Origin of the sequence: Cohnella sp. GCM10027633 (genome assembly GCF_042675445.1) — a bacterium.
In the GTDB taxonomy this organism is placed as follows: domain Bacteria; phylum Bacillota; class Bacilli; order Paenibacillales; family Paenibacillaceae; genus Cohnella.
This window is the reverse complement of sequence record NZ_JBHTGV010000002.1, coordinates 332,804-354,063: the sequence shown is the minus strand read 5'-3', so window position 1 is coordinate 354,063 and position 21,260 is coordinate 332,804. Positions and strand designations below refer to the sequence as shown.

Below are 21,260 nucleotides of genomic sequence, written 5' to 3'. Positions count from 1 at the left end.
TATGGGAGGTAATTTATGAAAACGAAAGTTTTCCTGCTTGCCCTGCTTCTCGTCGTGCTTACCGGTTCCATCTCCGCCTACGCCGCTCCCAAGGTCAACACGTTCGAACGACCGGCCAGAGGCAGCGCCTACACGCTCTCGCAATGGGCGACAGACGGCTGGAGCGCTCCATGGGAGCTCGGCATGAGCAACCGCTCTTGGATCGACGGCTACAACTTCAATCATTCCGGCGGCCAGTCGCTACGCATTTTCTATCCGAAAGGACAGATCGATCCGCAGAACTCCGGCGCCCAAGCTCCGTTCACGTTAACGCCGAGCAGAGAGTATTATCTCTCCTACTGGGTTCGCTTCAGCAGCGACTTCAGCTGGGGAACGACGCAATTCGCCGGCAAGCTCGGACTCGGTCTCGCGGGCGGCGCCGCCTGCTCCGGCGGTCAGACGTGCACGGGATACAACGGCTTCAGCTCGCGCATGATCTGGCGAAGCGGCGGTCAAGCCGCCATCTATTACTACCACATGGGCAACGCGGGCGTGTACGGCGATTACGCGGTGCTGAAGAACAACGGCGCCGACATCTATTATCCGAAGGGCACGTGGATCAACATCGTGCAGCGGCTGAAGGTGAACACGGTGACGAACGGCAACGCGAATCCGGACGGCGAGATCGAAATCTACTACAACGGCGCGTCCGCGGCCAAGATTACCGGCCTTCGTCTCGTCCGGAACGGGGACCTCGTCGACAAAGCGTACTTCTCCTCGTTCTTCGGCGGCGCGGAAGCCGCCTTCGCGCCGGCCAACGATTCGTATATCTGGTACGACGACCTGAAGGTATCGACCAACAGGGCGGAAATCTGCGAGCTGAGCGCCGGCGGTTGCTATAACCGGTTGTTCCAGGCCGAGAGCTATACCGCGATGAGCGGCGTCATCTCGGCTACGACTCCGGACACGGGCGGAGGCCAACACGTCGGCAGCATCGACACGCAGGATTGGGTCGCCTTCGGCAACGTCAACATCCCGACCGCCGGCACCTATATCGTCGAGTACCGGATCGCGACGAACACCGCCAATTCGAAGATCTCGCTCGACATCAACGAAGGCGACACCTTGCTCGGACAGCTGACGCTGCCGAACACCGGCGGCTTGACCACCTACCGCACCGTGTCCCATCAGGTCCAGATACCGGCCGGCACGCATCAATTCGGCATCTACGCGGCAACCGGCGGGTTTAACTTGAACTGGTGGAAAATGACGAAGCTGTACTAGGTAGATTGAACGTTTATTGCTCGGAAAAGACCCCCGCGATTCGTTCGCGGGGGTTTGTCGTCTGACATAAGACAGCGCCGTTCGCGAATATACTCCATCAAGGAGTGGATTCGACATGAGATTCACCTTGCAGTACGTGCCCTTGAGTAAAATCAAGCCCGACGATACCCAGAGCCGTTCGAAGCGCTGGCGCCAGCTCAAGACATGGATGAGCGACTGCGTGCACCTGCTCGTGGTCAGACGGAACAAGAAGGACGGCACCTACTCGCTGCTCGGCGGACGCGACCGGTACGATTTCCTCGTGCGACATACGAAGAAGCAGCTCGTTCCTTGCATCGTGGACCGTGGCGGCCCGGCATCGGACTTCCGAGGGTGGCTCGCACGATTTCGCAACCGGAAGCTGCTGGAGCAGTTCCCCCAATTCAAGACCGAGAAGCTCGAGCCTTCCGGTTCGCGGATCATCCGCGCCTTCCTGCGGCAGGAGCCCCGCTTCGCGCGGTTGTCGCCAGCCCAGAAGGTTCGCGTGTTGATGCGAGGCGTTCGCTACAAGCGGACGGTCATCGACGCGATGAAGGCGCAAGTGGACGAGTTGCTGTCGGAGCGGCGGTGAGTTGTTTAACGACGCAGGGATCGCTCCCTCGCGCCACTTTATTGGCACCCGCACCCGCACCCGCACCCGCACCCGCACCCGCACCCGCACCCGCACCCGCACCCGCACCCGCACCCGCACCCGCACCCGCACCCGCACTAAGTGTATTTCGTACAACTAATTTCGTCGATTACTTCGTTTTGTGGAACGTTAGTTGTATTTCGTACATCTAATTTAGCGCTCTTCCAGCTTTTGGGCTAATTATCCAATTAATAATTGTACAAAATGCAACTAAGCCTCCGTCCAACCCCGGAATATCGGTTATTAAATGTACAAAGTGCAACTATGTTGACTTGATGGAAGTACGGTGTGGGAGGAGATGCTGCGAGGAGATATGCGCCACGCTAATCCTCCCGCGATAACAAAAAGCGGCGCGGGGATCGCTCCCTCGCGCCGCTTCGTCTATGCGTACTACGCTCTATGTTCTACTAATCGCACGATAACCGTAATTGCCTCTGCCCGCGTGACCGTGTCCAGCGGCGCGAAGGTGCCATCGACGCGGCCCATCATGAGACCACCGATCGCCTGCAGCTTCGCCGCGGCGGCCAGCGCCCAATCCGGAATCGCCAATGCGTCCTTGAAGCTTGCGGCTCCGCTTACGGCAGGCGCGTCGCCGGCCAGTCCGGCGATCAGCGTCGCGAGTTCCGCCCGCGTCAGACGGTTGCCCGGACGGAAGCTGCCGTCCTCATAACCTCGCACGATGCCTTCCGAGACGGCCCACGCGACGGACGCCTTCGCCCAATCGCCGATCTTATCGCCGTCAGCGAACGCCGTCGTCGCAGGCTTGCCTTCCGCCTTCAGCGCGTTCGCCAGCATGACGACGAATTCTTGCCGCGTCACCGGCGCATCAGGCTTGAACGTGCCGTCCGGATAGCCGCTCGCGAAGCCAGCCTTCCGTGCCGCTTTGATCTCCTTCGCCGCCCAATGGCGGGCGGTGTCCGCGAATCCGGCTTGCGCTTCCGGTTGCGCCTCGACCGCGAGCACGGCGAACTTGGTCAGGTGGTTAGACGTTACTTCAATCGTGTCGCCGTTAACCGTGCCGCCCATCTTCACCCATACGCGCTTCAGCTCGTCGAAGTAATGGACAACCGGTACTTGTCCCGGCTTCAGCTTCGACGCGTCGAACTTGAACCGCAGCGTGATCGGCACCTGGAACAGTCCCGGCACGTCCTTGAGCACCTCGTACACTTCGCTCAAGGCGGCGTCTGCCCCTCTGCCCTCTCCGAACAGACCGCTCGCGTTCGCGAGTCTCTCGATCTCGTATTTCACCGACCCGCTCGTTGCTCCGGCAGGGACGACTAGCGCGAACGCGTCGCCAAGCTCAAGCTGTGCCGATGCGTTCGGCTGTACTTGCTGCTCCTTGCGGCTTGGCTCGATGACCGGCGCGTTGCCGTTGCCATTACCATTACCATTACCATTACCATTACCATTACCGTTACCATTACCGTTACCATTCCCGTTACCATTCCCGTTACCCGGGTCCGGATCCGGCGTCTTGCTTACGCTCGCCATCACGAAGCCGTTGTCCGACGTAAACGGAACCTCTTCGCCGTTCCAAGTAACCTTGGTCGCACCCGGCGCATACAGCACCGCCGTCGCGGTCGCCCAACCTCTCGGCTCGTTGAACGCGATGCTCGCCTCGCCGCCTTCCAGCGCGACCGTGAACGCCGCTTCCTCCGCGTCGAAGTCTTCGCCGCTGACGAAGCCGTATTGCAGCTGCCCCGCCGTCTCCGTCCCGCCATTGAACTGGAATGCCTCCGTGCGGCCGTCCTTCAGCTTCACTTCGACGCGGTCGTCGCCTACCCGGCGAACGGCCGACACCTTGCTCTCGCCCTTGAACGGCTCGAGCACGCTTACGAACCGGGCGCTATTGCCCACGACGCGGTTGACAACGGTCGGCGTATACGCCGTCGTGTCGTTGCCAGGTCCCGGAGATTCGCCGACGATCATCGTGGACGGATTCTCTGCCGACGACGTCAAGCTGAACAGCTTCAACCCGTTGCCGTTCGGCGTTCGCCAAGCGCCTTCCCAAGCGCCGGTCAACGCGGCCTGCTCCCCGTTCCGGAAGAACGAATACGCGTCCTTGTCGCCGAGCGGTCCGGCGAACGGAGACAGCTCGGTGCCGGACGTGAACTCGCCGATGCCGTGCATGATCCAATCGTATTGGCGCGATGCCGACGAAGCGACCGAGAACAAGTCGATCGCGTAATCCGGCGTCACCGCCACCGTTCTCTCGTAACGGTCCATGTTCGCGTACGCCTTAACCGACGCATTCGTCATGATGCCGATTGAATCCGACTGCAAGAACAGCTTCGTCGGCTCGTAGCTCTCCGCGCCGCTCGTCGTCGGTATCGCCTGCGTATCCCCGTCGACGGCGACCGTGTTATGCGAGAACGTCTTCTTATAGTAGGACGTATACATCGAATTGCTGTAAGGCGGAATGCCGAGATCCGGAGCCAACCGTTCCCCTTTCCCGAAAATCTCCAGATGCATCTTGTCCGGATGTCCGTGGTACCCGCCGTGCAAGCCGTAATCGACGAGCGCGTATAGCTGATTCGCGCCTTCGCCCGCACGGATTACGGAATGCCCGAGTCCCGTGAAGTTATGGCTCTCCGACGGCAGCGCCCCCGACGTCGGCACGTTCGACGCGCCGTAGAACACCGCCTGCTCGCCCGCGATGCCCGACGACGCGTTGCCCGGCACGACGAACCCGCCGCGAACCCGCTCCTTCACGTTGTACAGCTGATTCAACAGCGCGCCGTAGACCGGATCCGCGTACTGCGCGTACACCGCCTCGTAATCCATCGGCACGACGCGGCCCGGCGCGCCGAGGTTCGTCGGATACTTGCCGGAGTCGTTGCTGTTGATGATGCCAAGATCCGGGAACGCGTATTGCAGCGTCGCGTCGAACGTCTTCTTGAAGTTCGGGTTGGCGAACAGGTCGTACCCCATGTTCTTGAGCGACTGAGCATGGAAGAACAGCGCCGATTGCGCGTAGAAGTGGTAGCCGATCGCGCCTTCGTACCAGAAGCCGTCGGACAGTACGCTGTTGTTCATCTGGTACGTAAAGCCGCTGCGGCCCGACACCGAGAATTCCATCAGCGTCCGGTCTTCCAACGCGGCGCCGATCGCGCCGATCGCCGCGTTATGCCACGTCTGCCAGTTCGACTTGCCGACGTCGTAGCCTTGCAGCGTCTTCGCCGACGCGGCGAACAGGTTCTGCTCGACGCTATGCTTCTCCGCCGCGCTCAGCAGTCCACTCGGCTCGATCAGATCGTAAGCCTGCACGAGCTGAATCATCTGAACCGCCTCGTCGAGCGTCTGATAGAACAGCTTGCCGTACTGCGCCTGAATCGGATAGCTTGGGTACAATTCCGCGTATCGAACGAGAATTTCCTTCGCCTTCCGCGCGTACTTCTCTTCGCCGGTCAGCGCGTACACGATCGCGAGATTGCGGGCCGCTTCCGTATTGAGCGTATGCGTCGTGAATCGCCAGCCGGCGTCCACCTGGTCGCCCGTGACGTACGAGCCGTCGGTCGGGCACAAATGCCGGTTCGGACTGTCGTAATCGTAGACGAGCGGCACGTCTCCGCAGACGAACCACGTCGTCTGTCCCGCCGGCTTCGTCGGATAATAAATCGTCTTGTCCGCCCATTGGTCGGCCTTGAGCTTGATCGCGTCGAGATAGTCCGCCGCCCAATCGTACGACTCGATCTTGGCTTTCGCTTCGTCCAGCCCGGACGAAGTCGTCATGATATACGGATGGGACTTCGTCGCCGGCCTAGGCGTCCCGATCTCCAGGTTAAACGTCATGATGAGTTCTTTGCCTCCTTGAAGCGGTCTGACGATATACGTCGCTTGTTTCTTCTCCCCTGCTTGCGCCGAGGCGGGAACCTGTACTTGGATGTCGACGTCGGTCGATGCGCCGTACGCCACGACGGGCGTCGTAGCCGCGTACGTGACGTCATATCCCGCTCCTAACGTCGTCTTCGGCACGATCTCGTATGCCGTGTCGACGCCGCCGATATTCTTCAGCGAGAACGCGTAGTGCTCCGTGCTGCCGGGCAGCGCGCTCTTCGAAATCTCCTTGATCGACGGCTCGATCGCGTTCTTCGCAAGCGCCATTCCGTCGAAGATTAGCTTATCGGTCGGGCTCGACGCCGGGTCGGAGTCGTACCACTTCGGATGAATGATCAGCTGGTGGAAGTTCGCGAAGTTCGCCAATCCCGTGCTGTTCAGGAACTTGTTGAACGGCAGCTCGATCTTCTTCCAGCCCGTCCAATCGACGAAGAACGAGGTCATGAAGTAGTCGAAGCCCGGATCCGGGATGTTGCACTCGAGGATAAAATACACCTTCTTGTTCGACGCCCGGTCCGAGTACAGCCAGAATTCGATCTGGTCGTAGTTCGTCCACGGCGCGGAGAACCCCGTCGCGTTAATCGGAGCCGACGGATCCGTCCACTGCCCGGACTTCTGCCCAAGGACGACCGGAGCCGAGACGGCCGTCGTGTTCGTCCAGCCCGCGAAGTTCTCCATGTCGCCGATCGGTAAGCTGCCGCTGCCCGACAGGTCGATCTCGTAGGCATACGACTTCACTTCGCTCGTCTTGCCCTCGAACTCGGCCTTCGTCGTGATCGTCTGCGAATGTCCGACCGGAATCGCCCCGGTATACGGCTTGAAGTCCGCGTCGACGCCCTCGACTTTATAAGAGATCGAAGCGCCCTCGGTCGCCGAAGTCAGCGTCACCGTTCGCGGCTCCGCGTAAATGCCCGCCGGCGGACTCGCGACCGCGTCCTCGACGAAGTCGGCGTACACGATCGTGTACGCATAGCTGCTCTCCTCGCTATCGACGCCGTTCACCGAAGCTTTCGTCTTTAATAGCGTGTCTTCCGTCAGCGTGAGCGGAGCGGCATACAACTGATAACCGGCGTCCACGCCCTCTCTCTGATAGTAGACGCTCGTCAGCGCGGATGGCTTGGACAGCGTCGACAACGAGACGACGACTTTGTTCGTATATTGACCCGACGGCTTGTTCGCGACGGCCGGATGCGCCTCCGCCGTCGACGTTAATCGCCAGTCGTCCAGATACACGATCTCGCCTTGGTCGAACCCCGGGCTGCCCGTCGGAGCCGGGTCGAACCAGATCTGGTTCAGCGCCTTGAATTCCGGCGGCGCGCCGACCTTCTGCGTCTTGACGACGTCCAGAGGAACGACGATCTCCTTCCAACCTGTCCAATCGAGCGGAAGACGGTAGTAATAATAGTTGGACGTATCGGCGCCCACGTAGAACCGAATGCCGATCGGCTCGGCGGTCGCTCTTGCTTTCATGCTGTAGGCCCAGATTTTCATCGTCGTATATTGGCTCATGTCGATGCCCGGGGACAGCTTCGGGAACAACAGCGCGCGTCCCCGGACGTCCGCGCCGTTGTTGAACGCGAGCAACCACTTCTTGGAGCCGGTACCTTCCTTGATGTACAGCATGTCCGGGTCCTGCGCGGTCGTGTTCGCGACGACGGCGAGCCCCGCCGTGCCGGTAACGTCCCCCGTCGTATTCGTCGCCGAATCCATGTTGTTCAGCTGCGTCGAGATGTCGAACGTAGGAACGGAGGCGTTGGCGACGCTTACATAATCGGCGGGAACGAACCATTGGAAGCCGCTTGCGAGCAAGAGAAAGGCCATAAGGACGGAAATCCGCTTGCGAATCGATATACCGAGCACGATCATACTCCCTTTCTTCCGATGGGATAGAACAAGCCCCGTGCATGCGGGATGACGGGGCTTGTCGTTAATAACGATTACTTGGTTGCCGCGATCGCGCGGTCATGCGCCGCCTTGAAGATCGCAACGATTTCTTCATAGCCGAGTTTCTTCTGCTCTTCGATGAAGCTGTTCCATTCGTCGAAGCTGCGCGTGCCCATAATGAACTTGGACAGGTTTTCATCCCGATTGGCGTTCAGGGCGTCGCCCTTCGTGCTAAGCGTTTGTTGTTCTTCCGGCGTGAACGCCAGGATGATTTTCTTGTCGCTGTCGTAGTTCGGCGCTTGCTCGTAAGCGGCTTTCAGCTCCGGCGAAGATACGGAGATGTGAGCGTCGAAGTCGAACCACGTGTACGTACCGTCCGTCGACAGACCCGTTTGCTTGCGAAGGTCCGCGATGTCCGCGTATTTCGTCGTGAACGCGCCGTTGCTGTACGTCTCGCCTTCTTTCCCCCAGCTGACCGTGTTTTTGCCGTCTTCCGAGTAGAAGAAGTCCATGAATTTCATGATTTCATTGATTTTGGACGAAGTAGAAGCGACCATGAAGCCTTCTTCCGTGATTTGCGTGTATGCGTTCTTGCGCGGACCGCCTGCCCATCCGGCTGGAGGAGCCATGAAGTTCATCGTGAACTCCGGGTTGTCTTTACGCATTGCCGTGTTATAGAAGTCGATGCGTCCGATGTAATCGAGCGTAATGAACGCGCGGTTCGTCGAGATGATGTCCTGCCACATTTTCGTATCGATCGTCAGGAAGTCTTTCGGCATCAAGCCTTCTTTATAGAATTTGTTGAAGTACCCGAGCATGGTTTTGTACTCTTCTTGAATCGGCGCGTATTTCCATGTGCTAGAAGCGCTATCGTACATCACGCTTGCTTTACTCGCTTCGACATCCGCCGACACGTTGAACCCTGCGCCGAAGTCCAAGAAGTAACGAAGACCGTTACGGACCGTCAGCGGATAGCTATCCGGATATTCCGCTTTCAATTGTTTCAACGTTTCATAGAGCTCGTCCCACGTTTCCGGCGTCTTCAGATTATGCTTCTTGAATACGTCTTCGCGGTACATCCACGTGCGACGGTTCGATTCTCCCAATCCGGCGTTCGGGAACGTATACATTTTGCCGTCGGAGGACAGCACGTTGTTCGTCTCCGTCGGATACTTCTCCATCCAAGCTTTGAGGTTAGGCATTTGATCCACGTAGTCGAGAATGTTGACGAGCGCGCCTTGTTGACCGAACTTGTCCGCTGTCGCTTTCACTTGATTCCACATGATATCCGGCAAGTCGCCCGACGCGATCGTCAAGCTTAGCGCGTCTTCCAACAGGTTGCCCGCCGGCAATTGAATGTCCAGCGTAACGCCTGTTTTTTCCTTGATATATTGCCATACTTTCCAGTTGACGTCGTAAGGCCAGCTCGCGTTGCTATAATTCAAGAACGTAAACGTTTGCTCTTGTAAAGGTTCCGCCGAAGGAGACGCGCTTGCTTCCGCGCTCGGAGATCCGCTTGCCGAAGGCGAGGAGCTCGCCCCGTTATCGTTATTGCCGCTCGAACACGCGCCAAGCACCAAGCTCATACCCATGACTGCCGTTAGTAGTACCGTAGATTTTTTCTTCATCGTTACCCCACTCTCCAGATCTCGTCGAATTTGGCTTGCCATTTGCTCGTCTTCCCGTTGCCCGTGATTCCTCATTCATCTATGTTAACCTTTGACCGACCCGATAAGTGCGCCTTTCGCGAAATACTTCTGCACAAATGGGTAGACCAAGAGGATCGGCACCGTCGTGATGATGATCGTCGCGTATTTCAATGCTTCGTCGACGATCAAGCTATCGCCGCCGACGCTGCCTGCGCCGTTGGCGCTGCTCTGCCCTTGCAGCACCATGTTCCGGACGATGATCTGAAGCGGATACAGATCGGAATCTCTCAGATACAATAGCGCCGAGAAGAAGTTGTTCCAGATGGCGACGCCGTAGAACAAACCGATCGTCGCGAGAATCGCTTTGGATAACGGCAGCACGAGCCGGAAGAAAATACCGAAATCGGTAAGCCCGTCGATCTTGCCGGACTCTTCGACTTCTTGCGGCATGCCCATGAAGAACGTCCTCATGACGATCAGGTTCCAGGAGCTTACCGCCGTCGGAATGATCATTGCCCAGATCGTATCCATCAGATCGTAGCTCTTGACGACGAGGAACGTCGGGATCAAGCCGCCGCTGAAAAACAGCGTGATGATGATCATGATCATGAATCCTCGCTGGAACAGCATGTATTTCTTGGATAGCGCGTAAGCACCGGCTGCGGTTACGAGGAGCGAGATCGACGTGCCAAGTACCGTATAGAGGAGCGTGTTGAGGTATGCGCGTCCGATCGACGGATTATCGAATACCGCTCCGTAAGTATTCCAGTTGAATTCCTTGGGCCACAGGAATACTTCGCCTTTCAATACGGGAACCGTTCCGCTCAAGGAAACCGCGGACATATAGATGAACGGATATAGCGCGGATATGACGACGCCTAGCAGGATCAGATACAGGAACGCGTCAAAGATGCCGAATTTGGGTCTAATCGTAATCCTCCCCTTTCCTACAATAGGCTCGTATCGCTCGCTCTGCGGCTAATCCAGTTGGCGGCGAGCAAGAACATGAGGTTAATGGCGCTGGTGAACAGATCGATCGCCGTACCGTAGCTATAGTTGCCCGCTTGGAATCCGGTACGGAACACGTACGTCCCCAACACGTCGGCCGTGGAATAGATAGAAGGATTCAACATCAAGAGCACTTTCTCGAAGCCGATGTCCAGCACGTGTCCGATGTTCAGAATGAACAGGATGATGATCGCCGAACTGATGCCCGGTATCGTTATGCGGCGTAACTGCTGCCATCGGTTGGCGCCGTCCACCCTCGCCGCTTCGTAGAGCTGCGGGTCGATCGCGCTAAGCGCGGCCAGATAGATGATCGTCTCCCAGCCGATATGCTGCCAGATTTCCGATAAGATGTAGATCGTGCGGAAATAACTGTCGGTCTGCATGAAGTTGATCGCGTCGTAGCCGAGCCATTCGATGATGTTGTTGATCGGTCCGCCCGACGGGGACAGGAACAGGAACAACATGCTGACGACGACGACGTTCGAGATGAAGTGCGGCAAGTAGCTGACCGTCTGAACGAACCTCTTGACGATCGCCCGGCGCACTTCGTTAAGCAAGAGTGCAAGCACGATCGGAGCCGGGAACGCGAAGACGATTTTATAGACGCCGAGCAATATCGTGTTTTTGATAAGCTTCAAGGAATCCGGACTGTCGAAAAACATCCTGTAATATTTCAGTCCGACCCATTCGCTTGCCCATACGCCTTTGAAGGAGTTGTAATCTTTGAATGAAATCAGGATGCCGAACATCGGAACGTACTTGAACATGATGTAGTAGGCAAACGCCGGGATGAAGAGAACGAGTAAGTATTTGCTTCGGTTCCATTTGCTCATGAAATGCGCCATCCGTTATCCTCCAGTCGCTGGTGTAGTCGTATTCGGGCGTGCTTAAAGCGCGGCGTGGGACAGGCGAACTGTTCTCCCCTCGCGCAAGCTCTCGTTCGCCGCTTCGAGGAAGCGGACGATCGCGAGCGTCTCCCGCGGATCGATGCCGCCTTCGCCTCGGAAGAACGCGAGAGCCGCCTCCGTCAAGCTGGCCAAGAACGGCTTGTCCGTCTCGGCGACCTGCATCCCGGTCGTCCCCTTCGTCCGGTGCAGCGCGCCGCCGAACGTCTCGTTGCCCGTTCGGTTGCCCCGGATCGTGCCGATCCGTCCGTCGTTCCAGACGCCGACGACGACGTCGTGATCGTCGGTGCGGAGCGCCCGCACGCTGTCGCAATCCGGGCCGAGCGCGCGGAACAGCATCTCCGCCGCATGGATGCCGTACCAGAAGTACTCCTCCTGCGTCGGCTCCAGCAACAACGGTCCATAGAAGTCGGCGCCCGAGATCTCGTCTCCCTCGCTTAAGGCGCGCGTTAAGGCGTCGGCGTACCGGAGCGCGGAGCAGCTCATGAAGCTCGTCCCGAGCGCCTTCGCTTGGCGGATCATCGACGCAGCCGCGACCGTGCTCAAGGCGAACGGCTTGTCGATGAAGATCGGCTTCCGGTACGGCAGCATGCGCGCGAACAAAGTCTCCCGGACGCGGCCGTCCACCGCTTCGAGCATCCAGGCGTCGCATTGCCCGGCGACCGCGTCGATCGATTCCTCGATCGCGACGCCGTACCGGTCGCGTAGCGTCGCCGTATACCCGCCGATGCGCCCGACGCTCATCGGGAAATCCGGCGACGGCTCGCCCGGCCAAGCGGCGACTAGCCTCGCGCCCGGAACGTGCCACGGATCGCTCTCGTCGTTCATATACTTGGCGAAATGCACGATTCTCGAATTGTCCGTGCCGATCATGCCGATTCGCAGCGGCTTAACGGTCATTTCCCTCCGCCTCGCTCTCGACCTGAATCTCCCGTCCGAGCTCGTGCGAGCGATACAATCCCTGCACCGCGGCGACGACGCTCCGGGAGTAAGCCATGGAGCAGGCCGGCTCGGCGTCGTCTTCGATCGCGCGGAGCAGGTCCTCGAATTGCAAGAGGAAGGGATCCCTCAGCGGCGGTACCGCCTGCTCCATGTATTCGCCTCCCTCGCTTACCCACAAGCCGACGCCGGTCTGCAGCCGAATGCTTCCTCTCGTGAACAGAAGCTCCGTCTCGTCGACGACGGCGCCGGGATATCCCGACAGGCACATCGTCGCCGGAATGCCGGCGTCCGTATCGAAGAACGCGATGCCCGAGCCTTCGACGTCTCCCCTGCCGAGCGCGTAATCGACGGACGCCTTCACCTTCGTCACCGTCCCGTCGATCAACCATTGAATCTTATCGATCGTGTGCGAGCCGAGGTTCGTCAGTATGCCTCCGCCCGCCTTCGCCTTCTCGAAGAACCAATCCGGCCGGCTCGGCTTGTCGTACGGCAGGTGACGGCGGTCGTTGATCATGACCAGGCGACCGAGCCTCCCGCTGGCGATCCATTCCTTCGCCAGCGCGTTCGTATCCGAATAATGCTGCGTATGCCCGACCATCAGCTTGACCCGATTGGCGCGGACCGCGGCGACGATGGCGTCGCATTCGTCCGCGTCGATGGCCATCGGCTTCTCGAGCATGACGTGGCAGCCAAGCTGCGCCGCGTACACGGCCGCTTCCTTATGAAGGTAATGAGGAAGCGTGACGACCGCGATGTCCGGCCGCTCCCGCGCCAGCATGTCTTGATAATCGGAATAGCTGGCGATGCCGAACCGTTCGCCGAGCCGCTTCGCGCGGTCCGTCGCGATGTCGGCGACCGCGACCGCCGTCAAGCGCTCCGATCGATCGATCGCCTCCAGGTGCGCTTCGGCGATCCCTCCGCCTCCGACGACCGCAACCCGGTAGTGTACGTTGCTCATGCTGCGACAGCTCCCTCGTATTCGTCTGGTGCCCATACTATCAGGGCCATCGGCGGGAGCCTATCAGGATATCTTTCGATTGTTCGCATTTCTCGCTTTCTCGCTTGATTTTCGCAAGGATCGTAAGAAGTGATAAGTTTAGTAACGTCGGACAATTGAGTCCGGCCGGTTGCCGCGTGGTATACTCGATAATATTCGAAGAGCGGCGGAAGGGCGGTGGAACGATGGGATGGCTAGCGAGGCTTACGTACCGGATCAAAAATCAGATGACGTTGTTCTACACGCTGCTCTGCAGCTTCATGATCATCATCGTGCTACTCGTGTCGATCAACGCGATCTCGATTTCTTTTTTTCGTAAAAATATCAAAAACGAAATTATCGAGAACAGCGGCCTGAACCTCAACACGACGGTCGCGAATTACGAGAAGCACATCAAGCTCATCCGCAATTTCATGCTCGGCTACCTGTTCGACAACGACACCCAGATGCTGAATAGCGGCGATCCGCTTGCACGCTACGACATCGTCATCCAGACGCAGAAGGAGCTACAGCACGAGCTCAACAATTCCTACCTCTATATAGACAACATGATCTACTTCTTCAAGGACACCGGACTGATCATCGACAAGGACGGTACGCGCGACGCGAAGACGATGTTCTCGAAGTTCTATGCGACTCCCGATTATACGGTCGACTTCTGGAACGCACAGCTGGAGAGCACCGAGAGCATCAAGGTATACCCTTCACGCTTGTTCTCGTTGAACACCGCCTTCGAACGAAAGCCGCTGGGCGAGTTGATGCCGATTCTGATCAAGAGCTCGTACGATCATCGATTCGGAATCGTCGTGCTGTTGAGAAGCTCCTCCATCTACGATGCGTTCCATCAACCGGAGCCCGGAAGCGACCTGGTCATTCTCGACAAGGACGGCAGCGTCCTGTTCTCCTCGGCCGGACAAACCGCGGCTCCGCCCGCGTTCCGAGCTGGCTCCTCGAGCGGCTACGAGAAGGTCGGCAACACGTACTACTTCTACCGCGTCGGCGCGGAGACCGGCTTCACGTACGTCGACATCGTCTCCGACAAAGGGCTCAAGGAACAGATCAACCGGTTGAACGTCATCATGGTAGCGCTGCTGGCCGTATCGCTGCTCATCAGCCTCGCGGTATCGTACGTAATCGCGCGGCGCTTCCACAGCCCGCTCGCCAATATGCTGAAGTCCGTCCAGTCCGCGCACTCCGGTCGCGAGCGCAAAGGCGCGGGCAGCCGTATCAAGGAATTCAACGTGCTGTCCCATGCACTTAGCGATCTGTCCCGATCGAACCAGGAGTTCCATCGGGATCTGCAAGCGAAGAACTCGCTGCTCCAGCAATTCGCTTACATGACGCGCCTGAAGAAGCTCGACAATACGGGATTGAACTTGCCGCCGGCGGCCGACGAGGACAAGCCGTTCCAGCTGGTCTTGTTCGACTTCGCGTTCAAGAGCCGCTTCTATACGGAAATCTCGAACGACCACCGGCGCGCGTTCAACATGTACAAGGCGCTCATCGAGTCGTTCTTCGCGGACGGCGGAGACGAAGCGTTGACGCTTCAGCTGGAAAAGGACCAGTTGCTGTCGATCGTGTTCCCGGAAGGGAAGCACCGCGCGTTCGACTCGGATCGCCTGGCGCGATTGGTGCGGATACTGGAGAACGACTCGTCCTACTGCAATATCACGATCGCGGCAAGTCCCGTGCGCCGGCACTCCACGGATTTCGCGGAAGCGTACCAGGACGCGCTCGATCTGATCGGGCAGCGCGGGCTGGGCGAGGACGTCCAGGTCGTCGCGGAATGGAAGCCCCATCCGACGTTCATGATTCCGACGCCGTCCGAGGACAACGAGCTGATGGCCAACCTGAGCTCGGGCTCGGACACGGTCGCGATCGCGATCGCGGACAAGCTGCTCGACCGGCTGCATAAGTCGGGCGCGACGGCGCGTCAATTCCAGGACTTGACCCGGGACATCGTGAACCGCACGGTCAAGGTCATGTACGCCCACAACATTCCGTTCAGCGCCGCCGAGGTCGGCGGTTCTCCGTACGACCAGCCGGCCGCCTGCCACACGCTCGAGCAGCACAAGGCATTCCTTCGCGAGCTCTTGACCCGCTCCGCGGCTGCGATCCGGGATAAGAAGTCCGAGACCGACGTCATGACGCGGTTCGTCATGGAGTACGTCGAGGCGAACTACGGCCAAGACTTGTCGCTCGACGCGATCGCGCATAAGCTCGGCATCACGGGGCCGTACCTGTCCACTTACTTCAAGGAGAAGACGGGGCAGAACATCAGCGACTACATCTATCACACGCGGATGAACAAAGCGACGGAGATGCTGCGCGAGACCGACCTGAAGATCCAGGAGATCGCTTCTCTCGTCGGCTATTACACGGTCGCCTCCTTCAACCGCGTGTTCAAGAAGCATACCGGCATTACGCCGAGCGAATTCCGGCGGCTCAACAACAAGTGGGAGGAATAGCGAGGGGAAGATGCTAGCTTGCGATACTGCCGGCGGCGGACTCGACGTTGAAATGCCGGTCCCGGCGGATCGGCGGCGGTGCGCATAACAAAACCGTCAGGGACGTCGATCCCTGACGGTTTTGTTATGCGTCTTTTTGGATATCCTGCCCCGCAGTGAATGATATAACTGAAAAACCAAATATATCTTGAATCAGGTGATCCATATTCGAGAATGTATATGAATAACCAAACACATTTCTCGCCGAATGACCAATCTCCGATAATGTAACTGAAAAACCGAATACATCGCGCACCAACTGACTCATTTCCGAAATTGTAAATGAAAATCCACATACATTCCGCTCGCTCGGCGAGTTGCGGTCACCGGTTGCTGCCAACGATCAGCCGCTAACTTGCATCTTCGCCCTTACTGCAGCTTCTCGTACTTCGCGTAACGCCGCCACGTCTCGTACCCGAGCTTGCCGTAGAAGTCGACGAACGGCGTCGTGTCGATGACCATGCGGCGGACGCCTCGGCCGTGCAGCGTCGCGATCGCCGCCTGCACGATCGAGATGCCGTAGCGGTGACCGCGCTGCTCCTCGTCGATGCCGAGCGGGCCGATGCCGCCCAGCCGTTCCTCGAACAGCGGCGCCCAGTACACGTTCTGCGCAAGCAGCGGGGATTCGTCATCGTTGATTCTGCAGAAGCCGACGATGTCCCCTTGCTTCTCCAGCACGACGTACTCCCTGCCCGTACCGCCCCGCTCCCAGTAGTCCGCATGCTGATACGCCCACGTACCGGGGAAGCAACGCTCCATGAACGCCGTCAACGCCTCCCGGTCTTGCGGCGTCGCAAGCCGGAACGAAGCGTCCGTTACGATCGGCACGGCAACAGCTTCGTCGTCGGCGTACCGGCGAATCAAGTCGTACGCATGCTCCCGGAACACATAGCCTTTGTGCTCGAACCAGCCGGCCGTCTCCGCGAGCTCGCCTGGAACGCCCGGGAACAGCCGCCGGTGCAGGTCGTTACCGAGCATAACCCGCGTTGCCCCGGCTTCGCGGAGCGCCGCCTCCGCCCGACCGAGCAGCTCGCCGCCGATTCCTTCGTCTCGCGCGTCCGAATCGACGAGCAACGCATGGATCCAGCCTGCGCCAGCAGGCAATCCGAACGCCTCGACTTCCTCCCGTCCGATCTTCGCGACGACGAAGCCGATGACGGTTCCGGTCGTCGACTCCGTCGCCACCCAAGAACCTTCCCGTAGCCAATTGCGGTCCTCCATGATGTTCTGCCGCAGCAGCCTGTCCCGCATCGGATACGCGTCCGACAGCTCCTTATTCCATAACGCCAGTATGCCGCCCAAGTGCCGCTCCTCCAACCTCGCGATGTCCATAGGCTCCTCCTCGTCTCGTCCGCCTCTACCGTTACTGTAAGGGATGCCGGCGATTCGGCATATAAGCAAATCTTACGATTGTTCGTATCTCATAAGAACCATGCAAAAAGACCACCCGAAGGTGGTCTTTCACCGAACCGAACTGAAGTGAACGAACCTTATTGAATGCCTTGCTCGGTCAGATACGTTTGCCATTGTTGCGTGTAAGCCGCTTGAATCTTCTCGAGGCCCGCTTTCTTCGCGTTGTCCATGAACGTCGCGAGCGCTGCTTCGACGTCTTTCACTTGACCGGCCATGATCGGGAACAGGTATTGCTTCTCGACCTGCTCGAGAGCCGATCTTTCCGCTTGATAGTCCGTATAGTCCTCCGCGAAGCCCGTGAATTTGTCCGGTTTCGCGACTTTGTCGAGTTGGTCGAAGATCGCTTTGACGCCGTCGTAGCTTGGCTCGAACAGCATGAACTCGGGGTTCCGCCATGCCCAGCCTTGCATGCCTTCGCGAAGGAAGCCGTTCGTGTTCGCGTCTCCTACCATTTTGTAGTAGCCGTTGTCCACCGTGTAGTTCGTGCCTTCGATGCCGTACTGCGTCAGTTGGTTATAGCGTTTGTCCGTAATCATCTTCTCGAAGAACGCCAATGCGCGTTCCGCGTTCTTGCTGTTGACCGGAATCGCGAAGCCGTTGTGGATCGGGTGAACCGGCGTCGCGTAGCCCGTCGACGTCGCGTACGGCGTATAGCCGAGCTCCCAATCCGGGTGCAGCGACTTCATGTTGCCCATCGTCTGGTTGTAGCGGGTCGGGTTGTCGCCCAGCATCGCCGCGGCGACGCCGTTGACGATCTTCGTCTGGCTCGTTTCCTTCTCGTTCAGCTCGTTCTTGGAGATATAGCCGTTGTCCGCCCAGCTCTTGAAGCGCTTCAGGTCTTCGAGGTGCTCCGCGGAGCCCCAATACGAGGTCACTTGACCCGGCGTGTCATAACCCGCGAACGTGCCGTAGGCCAGCGGACCGACTTTCTTGCGGTAGACGTCCAGGAACGCGTCGTTAAGCGCGCCCTTGAAGTCGGAGCCGATCGCGAGCGGTTGCATGCTCGGTTCGTTCTTCTTGATGCCGTCGAGGTATTGCTCGAACGTCGGAATGTCCACAGGCGTCGGCAGGTTGTACTTCTTGCGCAAGTCTTCGCGCCATACGAAGCCGTTCGTGACGTACTCCTTGTACGTCGCCGGAACCGTGAAGATCTTGCCGTCGATCCGAACGGCGTCCCACATGTCTTGCGGCACGAATTCGTTCAGCTTAGGCGCCGCCTTAGGCAGCAGTTCGTCGAGCGGTTGGAACGCGCCCTTCTTCGCGTATTGCTGGTATTGCGTCCAGTCCGCCGTGAAGATGAGGTCGACGTCTTGGCCCGTCGAGAGCAACAGCTTGTACTTCTGATCCCAGTCGGTCCACGTCGTGAAGTTGAACGTCACGGTCGCGTTCAGATCTTCGAGCGCCATCTTGTTGATCTCGTCTTGGATCTTCGGCAGATCCTTCGGCGCGTTGCCGAGCATATAGAATTGCAGGTTCACTTTCTTGGACGTATCGATTCCGGCAGGCGCTTCGGAAGAAGCCGGTGCCGACGCGGATTCGGAAGCCGAAGGCTTAGCCGACGGAGATGCCGCGTTCGAGCTGCTTGCGTTGTCGTTGTTGTTGCTGCTGCAAGCCGCGAAGAGCGAAGCGGTCAATGCGAGCGATAGCGCTACCCCTGCTGTTTTTCTCTTTGATCTGAGCATGTGAATCCTCCCTAGATAGATAATTATAATCTATGTTAGCCGGACATGTGCACTTGCCCGGTACTAACCTTTGACGGCTCCGATCGTCAGCCCTTTGACGAAATAGCGCTGAACGAACGGATAGAGGAACAGGATCGGTCCGGTGACGACGATCGCCATGGACATCTTCATCGTCTCGGAAGGCACGCCTTCCGACAATACGACGCCGGCGCCGGCTCCGATGCTCGTCAGGAACGACGAGGTGTTGATGATGTTGTACAAGTAGAATTGCAGCTGGTATTTCGCGCTATCGTTAATGTACATCGCGGACGAGAACCAGTCGTTCCAATAGTGAAGCGCCAGGAACAGGCCGATCGTCGCGAGTCCGGGAATCGCCAGAGGCAACACGATCCGGTAATAGATGAGGAAATCGTTCGCGCCGTCGATTTTCGAAGACTCGATGATCTCGTCCGGTACCGAAGAGTTGATAAAGCTGCGCATCAGGATGATCAGGAACGGCGTCATGAGCGAAGGCCAGATGAGCGCCTTGTAGCTGTTCGCGAAGTCGAGGTAGTTCGTGATGAGCATATAGTAAGGAACGAGTCCGCCGCCGAACAGCGTCGTGAAGTAGATGAAGAACGAGAACACGTTCCGGTACTTGAAGTCTTTGCGTTGCAGGACGTAGCCGGCCATCGTCATGAGGAACAGGCCGAGAACGGTGCCGACGATCGTGACGAGCGTCGTTACCCCGTACGCCCGCAGCACTTCGTCGGGCACGCGGAAGATCAGATCGTAGCCTTCGAGCGAGAACTCCTTCGGAATGATGTTATAGCCCTCTTGAACGATCGAAGCATTACTGGAGAACGACGCCGACAAGATGAGCAGGAACGGCAGCAGGCAGAGGACGCTGCCGACGATTACGATGACGTAGGCGATGGCTTGGAACCATTTGGACGAGCGGTCTTCTTTGATCTTCATCGGTGTACCCCCTTAGAACAGCGCGTAGTCTTTGTTTACTCTGCGGATGATGGTGTTAACGACCATGATGAGCGTGAAGCCGAAGATCGATTGATAGACGCCGGCTGCGGTCGCCATGCCCATGTCGAACGTCACCTTCAGCGAGCGGTAGACGTACGTATCGATAATGTCGGTCGTGCTGTACAGCAGGCCGTTGTTGCCGACCATCTGATAGAACAGGTCGAATTGGCCCTTCATGATGCTGCCGAGCGAGAACAGGAGCAGAATGACGAACGTGTTCTTCAGCATCGGCACCGTAATGTGCCACGCCCGCTGGAAACTGTTCGCGCCGTCTATCTTGGCCGCCTCGTAATATTCCTCGCTGATGCCTGTAATCGAGGCCAGATAGATGACCATGCTATAACCGAAGTTCTTCCATAGATAGAAGATGACGATGAGGACGATCCAGAGCTTCGGTTGGCTGTACACGTCCACCGGCTCGGCGCCGAGCTGCTTCAGCACCGTGTTGAGCACGCCTTGCTCGTAGTTGAACATATTGAACACGATAACGCTCAGAATAACGAAGGATACGAAGTACGGAAGGAACAACACCGACTGTGACACTTTCTTGAACCATTTGCTCTTGATCTCGCTGACGAGAATCGCCACCGTGATCGCCATGACGTTGCCGAGCCCGATGAAGGCCAGGTTGTAACCGATCGTATTGTACGTCAGCTCCGTCAGCTTGCCGGACTTCCATAGGAACTCGAAGTTTTTGAGTCCCACGAAGTCCATCTGGAAGAGCGAGCTGGTGAAGTCGAACTGCACGAAGGCGTAATAGACGCCGATCATCGGTAAGTAGTTATTAATGAAGAAGTATGCGAGCACCGGCAGCAGCATCAGGAACAAAATGCGGTTTTTGACGAGCTCGTGAATGATGCCTTTTCTCTGGGTCATAGCGTGGATAGCCCCTCCTTATTCTCTTCGTCTTCGATGTTCAATCCCGTATATTGGCTCGTTAGCGGGCTGATTCCAACTATAGGGGATAGGCCCCGAGTGAAGTAGTGTAAATACAGTTCACTCGTGAAGATTCCAGCGTTTTCGAAAGTGAATCTTCGATCGCGGGTGAACTTTTCAGCTTTGTTCACAGTGAACTAAGGTGACTTTTATGGACTTGGAGCCGATTTCGGGCATGAAGAGTACTTGAATAAAATAAAAAAACCGGCTCCTATGATAGGAACCGGAATGTTCTGAGTTTATGCAAATACCATTGCAGCGGCGGATTCTTCACTAAAATGTCCTTGCCTCTGATGAACATATTGAGCAAGTACCATCTCGGCAAGTTCATATGGGGACAATGAGCCACCTTGAGGCATATCCAGAATAGATTTCAAATGACTTGTACTAGCCCCGATGATTTCATTCGCCAACGCCTGCGACCGATCCACGCTTTGTCCCAAATTCGCCAACAATTGCACGAGTTCTATTCTCACCAATTCCGCCGTTTTCTGAACTTCCAGCCGATTGTGCTTTCTCATTACATTCACCTCTTTACCAACATTATACA

At 57.8% G+C, this 21,260-nt stretch carries 14 protein-coding genes; 3 read left to right on the top strand and 11 right to left on the bottom strand.

The features are described from left to right. Window positions 1–15: 15 nt before the first annotated feature. Together ACFQZG_RS06125 and ACFQZG_RS06120 are read left to right on the top strand one after the other, a co-directional pair. A complete protein-coding gene (locus tag ACFQZG_RS06125) occupies window positions 16–1,263 on the top strand; it encodes a carbohydrate-binding protein (protein ID WP_378150674.1) in 1,248 nt (415 codons plus the stop codon). A gap of 115 nt (window positions 1,264–1,378) precedes the next feature. After that, window positions 1,379–1,873: a hypothetical protein gene (locus ACFQZG_RS06120; RefSeq protein WP_378150673.1), complete on the top strand. Its 495-nt coding sequence runs from the start codon at window positions 1,379–1,381 to the stop codon at window positions 1,871–1,873. Window positions 1,874–2,323: 450 nt separating this feature from the next. On the opposite strand, the gene ACFQZG_RS06115 is transcribed toward ACFQZG_RS06120, so the two are convergent. The 6 genes from ACFQZG_RS06115 to ACFQZG_RS06090 form a co-directional block, all read right to left on the bottom strand. Beyond that, window positions 2,324–7,630: an S-layer homology domain-containing protein gene (locus ACFQZG_RS06115; RefSeq protein WP_378150672.1), complete on the bottom strand. Its 5,307-nt coding sequence runs from the start codon at window positions 7,628–7,630 to the stop codon at window positions 2,324–2,326. A 77-nt stretch (window positions 7,631–7,707) separates the two neighbouring features. Next, a complete protein-coding gene (locus ACFQZG_RS06110) occupies window positions 7,708–9,282 on the bottom strand; it encodes an extracellular solute-binding protein (protein ID WP_378150671.1) in 1,575 nt (524 codons plus the stop codon). Between the two features lie 84 nt (window positions 9,283–9,366). Continuing rightward, window positions 9,367–10,233 (bottom strand): carbohydrate ABC transporter permease, encoded by an 867-nt coding sequence (locus ACFQZG_RS06105; RefSeq protein ID WP_378151585.1) that lies wholly within the window; start codon window positions 10,231–10,233, stop codon window positions 9,367–9,369. A gap of 17 nt (window positions 10,234–10,250) precedes the next feature. Beyond that, window positions 10,251–11,144 (bottom strand): ABC transporter permease, encoded by an 894-nt coding sequence (locus tag ACFQZG_RS06100; RefSeq protein ID WP_378150670.1) that lies wholly within the window; start codon window positions 11,142–11,144, stop codon window positions 10,251–10,253. Between the two features lie 54 nt (window positions 11,145–11,198). Further along, complete coding sequence (locus ACFQZG_RS06095) at window positions 11,199–12,116, bottom strand: Gfo/Idh/MocA family oxidoreductase (RefSeq protein WP_378150669.1); 918 nt, start codon at window positions 12,114–12,116, stop codon at window positions 11,199–11,201. After that, the gene (locus ACFQZG_RS06090; RefSeq protein WP_378150668.1) at window positions 12,106–13,116 is read right to left on the bottom strand and encodes a Gfo/Idh/MocA family protein; all 1,011 of its coding nucleotides are present in this window, start codon (window positions 13,114–13,116) and stop codon (window positions 12,106–12,108) included. The genes ACFQZG_RS06095 and ACFQZG_RS06090 overlap by 11 nt, the downstream gene beginning before the upstream one ends. 224 nt (window positions 13,117–13,340) lie before the next feature. On the opposite strand from ACFQZG_RS06090, the gene ACFQZG_RS06085 reads away from it, so the two are divergent. Continuing rightward, window positions 13,341–15,623, top strand: a complete 2,283-nt coding sequence (locus ACFQZG_RS06085) for a helix-turn-helix domain-containing protein (RefSeq protein WP_378150667.1) — start codon at window positions 13,341–13,343, stop codon at window positions 15,621–15,623. A 408-nt stretch (window positions 15,624–16,031) separates the two neighbouring features. Here the strand turns inward: ACFQZG_RS06085 and ACFQZG_RS06080 are convergent, their stop codons facing one another. From ACFQZG_RS06080 to ACFQZG_RS06060, 5 genes are all read right to left on the bottom strand, one after another. Continuing rightward, a complete protein-coding gene (locus ACFQZG_RS06080; RefSeq protein WP_378150666.1) occupies window positions 16,032–16,994 on the bottom strand; it encodes a GNAT family N-acetyltransferase in 963 nt (320 codons plus the stop codon). A gap of 158 nt (window positions 16,995–17,152) precedes the next feature. After that, window positions 17,153–18,757 carry an extracellular solute-binding protein gene (locus ACFQZG_RS06075; RefSeq protein ID WP_378150665.1) on the bottom strand — a complete coding sequence of 535 codons (1,605 nt, stop codon included), beginning with the start codon at window positions 18,755–18,757 and terminating at the stop codon, window positions 17,153–17,155. Between the two features lie 63 nt (window positions 18,758–18,820). Next, window positions 18,821–19,714: a carbohydrate ABC transporter permease gene (locus ACFQZG_RS06070; protein WP_378150664.1), complete on the bottom strand. Its 894-nt coding sequence runs from the start codon at window positions 19,712–19,714 to the stop codon at window positions 18,821–18,823. A 12-nt stretch (window positions 19,715–19,726) separates the two neighbouring features. Then, window positions 19,727–20,650: an ABC transporter permease gene (locus ACFQZG_RS06065; protein WP_378150663.1), complete on the bottom strand. Its 924-nt coding sequence runs from the start codon at window positions 20,648–20,650 to the stop codon at window positions 19,727–19,729. Window positions 20,651–20,949: 299 nt separating this feature from the next. Beyond that, window positions 20,950–21,231, bottom strand: a complete 282-nt coding sequence (locus tag ACFQZG_RS06060; protein WP_378150662.1) for a hypothetical protein — start codon at window positions 21,229–21,231, stop codon at window positions 20,950–20,952. Window positions 21,232–21,260 lie beyond the last annotated feature (29 nt).

Excerpts from the sequence above, each read along its gene's own strand:
- ACFQZG_RS06125 (WP_378150674.1), top strand. The coding sequence starts at position 16 with ATGAAAACGAAAGTTTTCCTGCTTGCCCTGCTTCTCGTCGTGCTTACC.
- ACFQZG_RS06120 (WP_378150673.1), top strand. The coding sequence starts at position 1,379 with ATGAGATTCACCTTGCAGTACGTGCCCTTGAGTAAAATCAAGCCCGAC.
- ACFQZG_RS06110 (WP_378150671.1), bottom strand. The coding sequence starts at position 9,282 with ATGAAGAAAAAATCTACGGTACTACTAACGGCAGTCATGGGTATGAGC.
- ACFQZG_RS06100 (WP_378150670.1), bottom strand. The coding sequence starts at position 11,144 with ATGAGCAAATGGAACCGAAGCAAATACTTACTCGTTCTCTTCATCCCG.
- ACFQZG_RS06095 (WP_378150669.1), bottom strand. The coding sequence starts at position 12,116 with ATGACCGTTAAGCCGCTGCGAATCGGCATGATCGGCACGGACAATTCG.
- ACFQZG_RS06090 (WP_378150668.1), bottom strand. The coding sequence starts at position 13,116 with ATGAGCAACGTACACTACCGGGTTGCGGTCGTCGGAGGCGGAGGGATC.
- ACFQZG_RS06085 (WP_378150667.1), top strand. The coding sequence starts at position 13,341 with ATGGGATGGCTAGCGAGGCTTACGTACCGGATCAAAAATCAGATGACG.
- ACFQZG_RS06080 (WP_378150666.1), bottom strand. The coding sequence starts at position 16,994 with ATGGACATCGCGAGGTTGGAGGAGCGGCACTTGGGCGGCATACTGGCG.
- ACFQZG_RS06075 (WP_378150665.1), bottom strand. The coding sequence starts at position 18,757 with ATGCTCAGATCAAAGAGAAAAACAGCAGGGGTAGCGCTATCGCTCGCA.
- ACFQZG_RS06070 (WP_378150664.1), bottom strand. The coding sequence starts at position 19,714 with ATGAAGATCAAAGAAGACCGCTCGTCCAAATGGTTCCAAGCCATCGCC.
- ACFQZG_RS06065 (WP_378150663.1), bottom strand. The coding sequence starts at position 20,650 with ATGACCCAGAGAAAAGGCATCATTCACGAGCTCGTCAAAAACCGCATT.
- ACFQZG_RS06060 (WP_378150662.1), bottom strand. The coding sequence starts at position 21,231 with ATGAGAAAGCACAATCGGCTGGAAGTTCAGAAAACGGCGGAATTGGTG.